Genomic DNA, 11,839 nt, shown 5'->3' on the forward strand with positions numbered 1-11,839 from the left:
TGATCGAGCGCTGATGGGCTTTGGAGCGAGCGTTGGCGACTGATGGAAGGAGCAAAAATGAAACACACGAAATCGGATGGGCGGCTCTTGGTAAGCGATTTTTTAGGCAGCATCGGCACGCATGGCCTTCGGCAAGCCGGCTATCTGGGCCGGACGGGAGAATGCGCATGAAGATCATCGGTTGGATTCGCTACGGGGACAAAGCCGCCTGCGGTGGTACGGTGATCGAAGGTGACCAGACTTGCTTCAGCCATGGGCGTGCTTATGCATTTCAAGGCGCTCGCATGGCGTGCCGCAAGAATTGCATCATTGCACACGGTTTTGCTCGCTCCACCTTGACCAATGGACGGCCGCAGGTGATTCATGGAATGAAAACGAGTGCCGGATGCCCGTTGCAATCAACGCTCAACGAAATTGACGGTGTAGGCAGTGATGATGGGGAGGAAATACCGCTTCGCTTTGTTCAAAACGAGGAAGGCGAGTGGATAGGGAAGATGAATGAGGGGTACGATCAGCACTTCGTCGTGACAGACGAGGAGACGGGGCAAGCTCTTGCCCATCGCTATTACCGGATGATTTGCAACGGAAAAGTTACTGAAGGAAAAACCGACATTGATGGCAAGACAGCGAAAGTGTCTTCTGATGACCCGGCAGAAGTCACTATCGAGGTCATGCCAGAAGGCTACTCGGGAGGCTCCGCATGATTCCGCAGGCAGTCGCCGTTGCGACGGTAGCGTTAACGCTGAAGTCGGATTCGGAGCCAGTCCCCATACGTGTCAATAAGCCACGCGGCTCGGTTTATTGGGGTGGTGCCGGCCTGAATGGACCTTACATCCAGGATCAAGTCGCCGCACTCCAAGAAGCCGGAATTGAGCATGTCTGGATAGGAAAGCGCACCTATGGCGATTATCCGGATGCGGCACGCTCTGCTACTGACCTGCGCTATGTGGGGCGCGGCGATGATCGAACCTTGCTGATTGAGGGCATGGAGAAAGTTCCTGCCGAACAGTTCAATCTGATCGGTTATTCCTACGGATCATTGATGGCTGCACAAACAGCTCACGTCTACGCTAGAAATGGGCATATTGTCGATCACCTGGTGTTGATTGCTTCCCCTATTGATCGGGATTTTCTTGAAAAGCTACAGACGAACCGAAACATCAAGAGAGTCATTATTATTGACCTTCGGGAGTACAAAGACCCTATTTTTGCCGGCATGTCGCAGTGGCGGCTCATTCTCTCAAAATCAACGCTGGAGAAACAGGATGCTGCCTCTGGCACCACGCGCGGTGTAGGGCATTTCTATTACAGACCGGACTCTGATGAAGGGAAGTTTCGTCGCAGGCAACTCGCGAACTATTTATATCGACAGGGCTTAAGATGATTTTTAGAAGCATTTTGCCAAATGCGCTTCGTGTACTGGCCCTTCTTGGAGCAATCTTGTTCATTGTCAGTGGGCCAGATTATCTACGCGGAACCATTTCTTATGGATTGTCGAATGAGTGGCACTTCCAGCATGTTGCCGGCTGGGGCTTCCGGTTCGCGTCCTGGTGTCAATTGTTAATGCTTGGACTTCTCGCGGTCTCGCCGTTCTGGATATTTGTCAAAAACGACAGCCCGGCAAAATTTCTACCGAACCGTCACATCATCAACCTCATGGTTGGATTCGGACTGATTTTTTTCCTGCTATCCGTCTCTTTTGAAATGCTGCTGAAAAACCATTTTCCTTAGGAAGCTGCCTCGCTCATTTTCGATGAACGTCGCCCCTCCTTATGGGCCAATACAGCTGAGAAAGTCCCACAAACAACAAAGCCCCGGTTTCCACCGAGGCTTTATTTACTTTTACTATATGAAGAACTGGTAACTCAGGCGGCCATGCCGCTATGCCGCAGCAAGGCATCAATGCTCGGCTCCCGCCCACGGAAAGCCTTGAAAGACTCAATGGCCGGACGCGAACCGCCCACGGCCAGGATTTCCTGCTGGAAGCGGCGACCGGTTTCCAGCGAGATCACGTTGCCGCTGCCGGCAGCCGCTTCCTCAAACGCGCTGTATGCATCCGCCGACAGCACTTCAGCCCACTTGTAGCTGTAGTAACCCGCCGCATACCCGCCTGCGAAGATGTGCGAGAAGGAATGCTGGAAGCGGTTGAATTCCGGCGGGCGGATGACAGCAACGCGGTCACGCACGCTGTCGAGCAGCTGCTGCACGGTTTGCTGGCCACCGGCTTCATATTCATGGTGGATCAGCATGTCGAACAGCGAAAACTCCACCTGGCGCAGCATCTGCAGGCCGGACTGGAAGTTCTTGGCGGCGATCATCTTGTCATACAGCGCGCGCGGCAGCGGCTCGCCGGTATCGGCATGCGCGGTCAGCTGCTGCAGTACATCCCATTCCCAGCAGAAGTTCTCCATGAATTGCGAGGGCAGTTCCACCGCATCCCATTCCACGCCGGAAATGCCGGACACGCCCACTTCATCGACCTGCGTCAGCATGTGATGCAGGCCATGGCCGAATTCGTGGAAGAGGGTGATCACTTCATCATGCGTGAACAGGGCCGGCTTGGACACGCCATCGACCACCGCAGGTTCGGTGAAATTGCAGACCAGGTAGGCGATCGGGGTTTGCACGCCTTGCGCAGTCAGGCGGCGCGCGCGCGCATCATCCATCCAGGCGCCGCCACGCTTGCCGGAGCGGGCATACAGGTCCAGGTAGAACTGGCCCACCAGCTGGCCATCACGCTCGATGCGGTAAAACTTCACATCCTTGTGCCACACCGGCGCGGTATCGGGCTTGATCTGCACGCCGAAGAGCTGCTGCGCCACCTGGAACAGGCCACCGACCACCTTGGGCTCGGGGAAATATTGTTTCACTTCCTGTTCCGAGAAGGCGTAGCGCTGCTCGCGCAGTTTTTCGGAGGCATAGGTGCTGTCCCAGGCCTTCAGTTCGTCCAGGCCCAGCTTTTCACGGGCGAAGGTCTTCAGTTCTTCGTAGTCCTTCTGGCCGAAGGGGCGCGCGCGCTGGCCCAGGTCTTCCAGGAAGGCGATCACTTCGCCGGGCGACTTGGCCATCTTGGCCACCAGCGACACTTCGGCAAAGTTGGCGTAGCCCAGCAATTGCGCTTCTTCCTTGCGCAGTTGCAGGATCTGGTCGATGTTGCCGCTGTTGTCCCATTCCGGCTTGACGCCCAGCTCGGACGCCTTGGTGGCGTTGGCGCGGTAGATCTTCTCGCGCAGCGCGCGATTATCTGCATATTGCAGCACCGGGAAATACGAGGGGAAGTGCAGCGTGAACTTGTAGCCGGGCTTGCCATCCTTCTCGGCGGCGGCCCGTGCAGCTTGCTTCACATCGGCCGGAAGCCCCGACAATTCGGCCTCGTCCTCGACGAAGAGGGCGAAGTCATTGGTGGCGTCCAGCACGTTTTCGGAGAAACGGGTGGTCAGCATGGCCTGCTTTTCCTGGATCTCGGCGAAGCGTTCCTTCTTGTCGTCGGCCAGTTCGGCACCGGACAGGCGGAAGTCGCGCACGGCATTGTCCACCACCTTGCGGCGCGCGGCCGACAGGGAGGCGAAGGCCGGGCTGGCCTGCAGGGCCTTGTACTTCTCGAACAGCGCCAGGTTCTGGCCCAGTGCGGTCCAGAATTCCACCAGGCGCGGCTGGTTCTGGTTGTAGGTGGCGCGCAGGGCCGGGGTGTCCATCACCGAATTGAGGTGGCCGACCACGCTCCAGGCGCGGCCCAGCTTTTCGGTGGCCGATTCCAGCGGCTCGACGAAATTGTCCCAGGTGACTTCGGCCATCGGTGCTTCCAGTTCGGTGACCAGGCGGCTGGCGTCGGCCAGCAGCTTGTCCAGTGCCGGGGTGACGTGCTCCGGCTGGATGGCATCGAACTGGGCATAGCCCGAGAAATCGAGCAGGGGATTGGCGGCGATGTCAGTGGTGGTCATGGGCTCTCGTTTCTCTGAAAACATCCGGCAGCCAGGCTGCCGGAGGGTAATGCGCTAAGGGCGTGCCGATCAGCTGCGTTCGGCGGCTTCAATGGTGTTGACCAGCAGCATGGTGATGGTCATCGGACCCACGCCACCGGGCACCGGGGTGATCCAGCCGGCAACTTCCTTGGCATTGGCGAAATCGACGTCGCCGCACAGCTTGCCGTTGTCATCGCGGTTCATGCCGACGTCGATGACGACTGCGCCAGGCTTGACCATGTCGGCGGTGACGATGTTGCGCTTGCCGGTGGCGACCACCAGGATGTCGGCCTGGCGGGTGTGGTGGCCGAGGTCACGGGTCTTGGAGTTACAGATAGTGACGGTGGCACCGGCTTGCAAGAGCAACATCGCCTGCGGCTTGCCGACAATGTTCGAGGCACCGACCACCACCGCATTGGCGCCACGCACCGGGTAGTCGATCGATTCCAGCATCTTCATGACGCCATAGGGGGTGCAGGGGCGGAACAGCGGCTGGCCGGTCATCAGCAGGCCGGCGTTGCTGACGTGGAAACCGTCCACGTCCTTTTCCGGGGCGATGGCTTCGATCACCTTGTGGGCGTCGATATGGGCCGGCAGCGGCAGCTGCACCAGGATGCCGTTGATCTTGGGATCGGCGTTGAGGGCGTCGATGCGGGCCAGGAGCTCGGCTTCCGTCATCGAGGCTTCATATTTTTCCAGCACGGAGTGCAGGCCGTTGTCCTGGCAGGCCTTGACCTTGTTGCGCACGTAGACCTGGGAAGCCGGGCTGTCGCCCACCAGAATCACGGCCAAGCCGGGTTGCTTGCCTTGGGCGGTGAGGGCGGCGGCGCGCTTGGCCACTTCGGCGCGCAGTTGTTGGGAGAGCAGGTTTCCGTCGATCAGTTGGGCAGACATGGCAGATAAGGCTTTAGAAAGTGAAGGGCAGGGCTGGAAAGAAGGCGCCCGGTCAGGCCGGGACCACTCGAACTCAAGGCGCAAAGCACCGGAACCCGTGATTATAAAGCCAGGCGGCAGGCCGGACGAAATGCCGGTGCGAGTCGACATGTTGCTGGATTGCAAATGCTTTTTGCATCAATTTCCTTCATCTTGGCATTTGGGGTGGCGCACGACGGGGATTTGCAATTTCGGTTATGCTCCCGCATCCTGAAGCCCCAGCTGCTAATACATAGCGACAAGAACCAAGGACTACCGCATGACCGATCTCCTCACCCGCCGCCTGCAACAGCTTTCCCAGCCGCACCATCTTGCGCTGCTGGGCCAGGGCCTGCGCGGCGTGGAACGGGAGACGCTGCGCGTGGACGGCCAGGGTCATCTGGCCCGCACGCCCCATCCGCCGGCGCTGGGATCGGCCCTGACCAATGACCTGATCACCACCGATTATTCGGAGTCGCTGCTGGAGTTCATCACGCCGGCCATGCCCGACATCGCCGATGCCCTGCAGCGCCTGGACGAGATCCACCGCTTTGCCTACACCAAGCTGGACGGCGAATTCCTGTGGAATGCCTCGATGCCCTGCGTGCTGCCGCCGGAAGACGAGATTCCCCTGGCCTGGTACGGCAGCTCGCACATCGGCATGTTGAAGCACGTCTACCGCCGGGGCCTGGCGCTGCGCTATGGCCGCACCATGCAGTGCATCGCCGGTATTCACTACAACTTCTCTTTAAGTGAAGACTTGTGGGAAGTCCTGCGGGACGGCGATGACACCGTCGATCCTTCCCTGTCGCGCCGCGATTACCAGTCCGAGCGCTACATTGCCCTGATCCGCAACTTCCGCCGCTACAGCTGGCTGCTGATGTACCTGTTCGGTGCTTCACCGGCCGTGGCGACCAATTTCCTGCGCGGCCGGCCGCATCAGCTGGAGACCTTGTCCGAAGACACGCTCTTCCTGCCCTACGGCACCAGCCTGCGCATGAGCGACCTGGGCTACCAGAACCACGCCCAGGCCAACATCACCCCGCACTACAACAACCTGCCGGCTTACATCCGCAGCCTGGCGCATGCCGTCAGCGAGCCGTATCCGCCGTATGAAGCCATTGGCACCAAGCGCGACGGTGAATGGGTGCAGATCAATACCAACATCCTGCAGATCGAAAACGAGTTCTACTCGGCGATCCGCCCCAAGCGCGTCATCAACAGCGGCGAGCGCCCGGTGCAGGCGCTGTCGGCGCGCGGCGTGCAGTATGTGGAAGTGCGCTGCATGGACATCGATCCTTTCAATCCGCTGGGCATCGGCCTGGAAGCGGCGCGTTTCCTGGATGTGTTCCTGCACTTCCTGGCGCTGGAATCGAGCTGCCTGACCTCGGACGAGGAGGGCGTGGAAAACCGCGCCAACTTCCTGGCCACCGTCAAGGAAGGCCGCCGTCCCGGCTTGAAGCTGCAGTTCAAGGGGGAAAGCCTGCTGCTCACCGACTGGGGCCAGCAACTGCTGGACCGCATGGAGCCGGTCGCCGAGCTGCTGGACCGTCATCTCGGCGGCACCCAGCACCGTGACAGCCTGGCCGTGCAGCGCGCCAAGCTGGCCGATCCCGACAGCACGCCCTCGGCACGCGTCCTGCGCGAGATCCGCGAAGCCGGCAATTCCTTCCCGGCTTATACCCTGGCCAACAGCCAGCGCCAGGCCGCCGAACTGATCGCCCGTCCGCTCTCGTCCTCCAGGACGGCTGACTTCGTGGCCATCGCCCAGGCTTCGCTGGATGCCCAGCGCGACATCGAGCGCACCCAGGTCGGCGACTTCGATACCTTCGTGGCCGCCTACCGGGCCAGTACCCTGGGCAATATCGCCATCTGATACCGGACCTTCCGCTTCATTTATGGTGGGCAATCCCTGAACGATATGCAAAATGGCAACGCCTCGTCCCTCGACGAGGCGTTTTTGCTTGTCGGCCGGAAAGGCAGGTCATTGCTGCCTTGGCAATTCTTTCCGTTCACTTTTATGGAGCGAAAAATGCTGTTTGAGGCTCTGCCGGCAGCCTTTGCGGCATTGCAAACAGGGCAAGAAACCCTCTCTCACAGGGGCATACAGTAAAAATACGAGGCCCGGGAAGCCCCTATTCATGCCGCTTTGCAGCATATTTTCGTATTATGAAATTGATTATCGTAATTTGAAAATCAAAAATTCCCTGATAAAATTCGTCGTCCACACGGCTGGAAGACCGTACATTTAAGCCTGTTTCGCCTCCAACGCCTTGCCCCACGGGCCGGGAAGGATTGCAGCACAGGCAACACATGGCGCTTTTCCTGCAACACCTGCCGGCGGCATTGCGTACCGAATGAACCGACCGACCCGCCTGGTCCACCCGACCGGACGGATCTCTCAACAACCAGGAGACATGACATGTCAGCCCAAATCGATCAAGTTCTGGCGCAGGCCGCCAACGATCCCGATGTGATGGAAACCCAGGAGTGGCTTGACGCCCTCGAAGCCGTGATCGAAAAGGAAGGCCCGGACCGCGCCCACTACCTGATGGAACGCATGGTCGATCTGGCGCGCCGCCGTGGTGCCCACATCCCCTTCTCCAGCAACACTGCCTACGTCAACACCATTCCGGCCGACCAGGGCGAGCACTGCCCGGGCAACCTGGAATATGAAGAGCGCCTGCGCTCCTGGATGCGCTGGAACGCCATGGCCATGGTGGTCAAGGCCAACCGCGTGGATGGCGACCTGGGTGGCCACCTGTCTTCCTTCGCGTCGCTGGCTAACATGCTGGGCATCGGCTTCAACCACTTCTGGCACGCCCCGACCGAAGAGCACGGCGGCGACCTGCTGTACATCCAGGGCCACTCCTCGCCCGGCATCTACGCGCGCGCCTTCCTGGAAGGCCGCCTGACCGAAGACCAGCTGATCCACTTCCGCCGCGAAGCCGACGGTCATGGCCTGTCGTCCTACCCGCACCCCAAGCTGATGCCGGAATTCTGGCAGTTCCCGACCGTGTCGATGGGCCTGGGTCCCTTGATGGCGATCTACCAGGCACGCTTCCTGAAGTACCTGCACGCCCGTGGCATCGCCAAGACCGACAACCGCAAGGTCTGGGCCTTCTGTGGCGACGGCGAAATGGACGAACCGGAATCGATGGGCGCCATCGGCATGGCCGGCCGTGAAAAGCTGAACAACCTGGTCATCGTGGTCAACTGCAACCTGCAGCGCCTGGACGGCCCGGTGCGCGGCAATGGCAAGATCATCCAGGAACTGGAGTCCGACTTCCGCGGTGCTGGCTGGAACGTGGTCAAGGTCATCTGGGGCAGCGGCTGGGACGAGCTGCTGGCCAAGGACAAGGACGGCATCCTGCAGAAGGTCATGATGGAAACCGTCGACGGCGAGTACCAGAACTACAAGGCCAAGGACGGCGCCTTCGTGCGCAAGCACTTCTTCGGCAAGCATCCCAAGCTGCTGGAGATGGTCTCCAAGATGTCGGATGACGACATCTGGCGCCTGACCCGCGGCGGCCACGACCCGCACAAGATCTACGCGGCCTTCAAGGTCGCGCAGGAATCCAAGGACCAGCCGACCGTGATCCTGGCCAAGTCCATCAAGGGCTATGGTTTCGGCAAGGCCGGCGAAGCGCGCAACACTGCGCACAACACCAAGAAACTGGACGACGAAGCCATCCGCGCCATGCGCGACCGCTTCCAGCTGCCGATCTCGGACGCCGAACTGCCCAACATCCCGTTCTTCAAACCGGCTGACGACGCGCCGGAAATGCAGTACCTGCACGAGCGCCGCAAGGCCCTGGGCGGCTACCTGCCGCAGCGCCGCGTCCACGCCGACGAAAAGCTGCCGGTGCCGGAACTGTCGGCCTTCCAGGCCATGCTGGAACCCACCGCCGAAGGCCGTGAGATCTCCACCACCGCCGCCTATTCGCGCGTGCTGACCGCACTGCTGCGCGACCCCAACCTGGGCCCGCGCGTGGTGCCCATCATGGTCGACGAGTCCCGTACCTTCGGTATGGAAGGCCTGTTCCGCCAGATCGGCATCTTCAGCCAGGTCGGCCAGCTGTACGAACCGGTCGACAAGGACCAGGTGATGTACTACCGCGAAGACAAGGCCGGCCAGATCCTGCAGGAAGGCATCAACGAAGCCGGTGGCATGAGCTCGTGGATCGCTGCGGCGACCTCGTACTCGACCAACAACCGCGTGATGATTCCGTTCTACACCTACTACTCCATGTTCGGTCTGCAACGTATCGGCGACCTGGCATGGGCAGCTGGTGACATGCGCGCTCGCGGCTTCCTGATCGGCGGCACCGCCGGCCGTACCACCCTGAACGGTGAAGGCCTGCAGCACGAAGACGGCCACAGCCACGTGTTCGCCTCGGCGATCCCGAACTGCATCCCCTACGACCCGACCTTCGCCCACGAAGTCGCCGTGATCATCCATGACGGCCTGCGCCGCATGGTGGCCAACCAGGAAGACGTGTTCTACTACATCACCGTGATGAACGAGAACTACGGCCACCCTGGCATCAAGCCGGGCCAGGAAGAGGGCATCATCAAGGGCCTGTACCTGTTGAACGAAGGCGGCAAGGAAAACAAGCTGCGCGTGCAACTGCTGGGTTCGGGCACCATCCTGCGCGAAGTCATCGCTGCGGCCGACCTGCTGCGCGATGACTGGAAGGTCGACGCCGACGTCTGGTCCGCACCGTCCTTCACCCTGCTGGCCCGCGATGGCCAGGACGTGGAACGCTGGAACATGCTGCATCCGGCCGAGGCCCCGAAGAAGAGCTACTTCGAGCAATCGCTGGAAGGCAGCGAAGGCCCGATCGTGGTCTCCACCGACTACATGCGCACCTACGCCGAGCAGGTCCGCGCCTTCGTGCCGAAGGGCCGCTCCTACAAGGTGCTGGGCACCGACGGCTACGGCCGTTCGGACACCCGCGCCAAGCTGCGTGAGTTCTTCGAAGTGAACCGTTACTTCGTGACCGTGGCCGCCCTGAAGTCGCTGGCCGATGAAGGCAAGATCAAGCCGGAAGTGGTGGCGCAAGCCATCGCCAAATACGGCATCGATCCGAACAAGCCGAACCCGGTGACCCTGTAAGGACTGCCTGACCGACCATCCCCGCCTCAGCCTGCTGATCGCGGGGATGTGTCGTGTCTGGAACTGCCACCCCAACGGGGAGGTCCGCTGCTCAGGCAGCACCTGCCCCAAGCGAATACTTCTCCCGGCCCAGTGCCTGGGAACAGAACAACGGAGCGCATCAGATGAGTCAAGTCGAAGTAAAAGTCCCGGACATCGGCGATTTCAAGGAAGTCGAAGTCATTGAGGTGATGGTCAAGGTCGGCGACACGATCAAGGTCGACCAGTCGCTGATCACGGTTGAATCCGACAAGGCCAGCATGGAAATCCCGTCCAGCCAGGCCGGCGTGGTCAAGGAAATCAAGGTCAAGGTCGGTGACAAGGTCGCCGAAGGTTCGCTGCTGGTGATCGTCGAAGGCGAGGGCGCTGCAGCGGCCCCTGCCGCCGCACCGCAAGCCGCCGCCGCTGCGCCGGCCGCCGCACAGGCTTCCGCACCTGCACCGGCTCCGGCTGCGACGCCTGCCGCCGCCGGTGGTGGCACCATCGAGATCGAAGTCCCTGATATCGGTGACTTCAAGGAAGTGGAAGTCATCGAAGTCATGGTCAAGGTCGGCGACACCGTCAAGGCCGAGCAATCCCTGCTGACCGTGGAATCCGACAAGGCCAGCATGGAGATTCCCTCCAGTCACGCCGGCGTCATCAAGGAACTGAAGATCAAGCTGGGTGACAAGGTCGCCAAGGGCAGCATCATCGCCACCATCGAAGCTGCGGGTGGCGCACCGGCTGCTGCCGCGGCTCCTGCCGCCGCCGCACCTGCAGCCGCGCCGGCCGCTGCACCGGCTCCTGCTGCAGCCCCTGCGCCGGCCGCTGCTGCCGCACCTGCCATCGCTACCGCATCGGCTACCAGCACCGGCGGCAAGGCCCACGCTTCGCCTTCCGTGCGCAAGTTCGCCCGCGAACTGGGCGTGGACCTCTCGCGCGTGCCGGCGACCGGTCCCAAGGGCCGCATCCTGCAATTGGACGTGCAGAACTTCGTCAAGGGCGTCATGGCCGGTTCCACTTCGGTGGCCGCTGCCGCACCGGCGACCAATGGCAGCGGTTCGGGCATGAACCTGCTGCCGTGGCCGTCGCTGGACTTCAGCAAGTTCGGTGAAACCGAACTGCAACCGCTGTCGCGCATCAAGAAGATCAGCGGCCCCAACCTGCATCGCAACTGGGTCATGATTCCCCACGTGACGCAGTTCGACGAAGCCGACGTGACCGAGCTGGAAGAATTCCGCAAGACCTCCAACGACGCCTTCGCCAAGGCCAAGTCGCCGGTCAAGCTGACCATGCTGGCGTTCGTCATCAAGGCCAGCGTTTCGGCCCTGAAGAAATTCCCGGCCTTCAATGCGTCCCTGGACGAGAAGGGCGAGAACCTGATCCTGAAGAAGTACTACAACATCGGCTTCGCCGCCGATACCCCGAATGGCCTGGTGGTGCCGGTCATCAAGAACGCCGACCAGAAGAGCATCGGCCAGATCGCTACCGAAATGGGCGAACTGTCCGCCCAAGCCCGCGACGGCAAGTTGAAGCCCGCCGACATGCAAGGCGCGACCTTCACCATCTCCTCGCTGGGTGGCATTGGCGGTACCGCCTTCACGCCCATCATCAATGCGCCGGAAGTGGCCATCCTGGGCCTGTCCAAGTCGATCACCAAGCCGGTGTGGGATGGCAAGCAGTTCGTGCCGCGCCTGATGCTGCCGACCTCGCTGTCCTATGACCACCGCGTCATCGACGGCGCCATGGGCGCGCGCTTCTCGGCTTATCTGGCCGACGTGCTGGGCGATCTGCGCAAGTCGCTCCTCTAAGCCACCACCGAACATTA

8 protein-coding genes are annotated in these 11,839 nt (G+C 61.0%); 6 read left to right on the forward strand and 2 right to left on the reverse strand.

The genetic code is table 11. From position 1 onward, the window contains the following. The first annotated feature begins 167 nt into the window (after positions 1-167). The 3 genes from E2K99_RS25850 to E2K99_RS07335 are packed head-to-tail and all read left to right on the forward strand — an operon-like array spanning position 168 to position 1,731. Positions 168-704 carry a PAAR domain-containing protein gene (locus tag E2K99_RS25850; RefSeq protein WP_134221811.1) on the forward strand — a complete coding sequence of 179 codons (537 nt, stop codon included), beginning with the start codon at positions 168-170 and terminating at the stop codon, positions 702-704. Then, positions 701-1,384: an alpha/beta fold hydrolase gene (locus E2K99_RS07330; RefSeq protein ID WP_134221812.1), complete on the forward strand. Its 684-nt coding sequence runs from the start codon at positions 701-703 to the stop codon at positions 1,382-1,384. Before E2K99_RS25850 ends, E2K99_RS07330 begins: the two co-directional genes overlap by 4 nt. Then, on the forward strand, positions 1,381-1,731 hold the full coding sequence (locus tag E2K99_RS07335; RefSeq protein WP_134221813.1) for a hypothetical protein: 351 nt from the start codon (positions 1,381-1,383) through the stop codon (positions 1,729-1,731). Before E2K99_RS07330 ends, E2K99_RS07335 begins: the two co-directional genes overlap by 4 nt. Positions 1,732-1,865: 134 nt before the next feature. Here E2K99_RS07335 and E2K99_RS07340 read toward each other — a convergent pair whose 3' ends face one another. After that, positions 1,866-3,941: a M3 family metallopeptidase gene (locus E2K99_RS07340; RefSeq protein WP_134221814.1), complete on the reverse strand. Its 2,076-nt coding sequence runs from the start codon at positions 3,939-3,941 to the stop codon at positions 1,866-1,868. Between the two features lie 69 nt (positions 3,942-4,010). Continuing rightward, entirely contained in the window at positions 4,011-4,856 is an 846-nt protein-coding gene (folD, locus tag E2K99_RS07345) for a bifunctional methylenetetrahydrofolate dehydrogenase/methenyltetrahydrofolate cyclohydrolase FolD (protein WP_134221815.1), read from the reverse strand. Between the two features lie 298 nt (positions 4,857-5,154). On the opposite strand from folD, the gene gshA reads away from it, so the two are divergent. The 3 genes from gshA (at position 5,155) to aceF (ending at position 11,822) form a co-directional block, all read left to right on the forward strand. Next, positions 5,155-6,750, forward strand: a complete 1,596-nt coding sequence (gshA, locus tag E2K99_RS07350) for a glutamate--cysteine ligase (protein WP_134221816.1) — start codon at positions 5,155-5,157, stop codon at positions 6,748-6,750. Between the two features lie 546 nt (positions 6,751-7,296). After that, positions 7,297-9,993 carry a pyruvate dehydrogenase (acetyl-transferring), homodimeric type gene (aceE, locus tag E2K99_RS07355; protein ID WP_121038407.1) on the forward strand — a complete coding sequence of 899 codons (2,697 nt, stop codon included), beginning with the start codon at positions 7,297-7,299 and terminating at the stop codon, positions 9,991-9,993. A gap of 164 nt (positions 9,994-10,157) precedes the next feature. After that, positions 10,158-11,822: a dihydrolipoyllysine-residue acetyltransferase gene (aceF, locus tag E2K99_RS07360; protein WP_134221817.1), complete on the forward strand. Its 1,665-nt coding sequence runs from the start codon at positions 10,158-10,160 to the stop codon at positions 11,820-11,822. Positions 11,823-11,839 lie beyond the last annotated feature (17 nt).

Source organism: Herbaspirillum huttiense, assembly GCF_004367745.1.
Classification (GTDB): Bacteria; Pseudomonadota; Gammaproteobacteria; order Burkholderiales; family Burkholderiaceae_D; genus Herbaspirillum; species Herbaspirillum huttiense.

Coding starts and splice junctions, on each gene's coding strand:
- E2K99_RS25850 (WP_134221811.1), top strand. CDS start 168: ATGAAGATCATCGGTTGGATTCGCTACGGGGACAAAGCCGCCTGCGGT.
- aceF (WP_134221817.1), top strand. CDS start 10,158: ATGAGTCAAGTCGAAGTAAAAGTCCCGGACATCGGCGATTTCAAGGAA.
- gshA (WP_134221816.1), top strand. CDS start 5,155: ATGACCGATCTCCTCACCCGCCGCCTGCAACAGCTTTCCCAGCCGCAC.
- E2K99_RS07335 (WP_134221813.1), top strand. CDS start 1,381: ATGATTTTTAGAAGCATTTTGCCAAATGCGCTTCGTGTACTGGCCCTT.
- E2K99_RS07330 (WP_134221812.1), top strand. CDS start 701: ATGATTCCGCAGGCAGTCGCCGTTGCGACGGTAGCGTTAACGCTGAAG.
- E2K99_RS07340 (WP_134221814.1), bottom strand. CDS start 3,941: ATGACCACCACTGACATCGCCGCCAATCCCCTGCTCGATTTCTCGGGC.
- folD (WP_134221815.1), bottom strand. CDS start 4,856: ATGTCTGCCCAACTGATCGACGGAAACCTGCTCTCCCAACAACTGCGC.
- aceE (WP_121038407.1), top strand. CDS start 7,297: ATGTCAGCCCAAATCGATCAAGTTCTGGCGCAGGCCGCCAACGATCCC.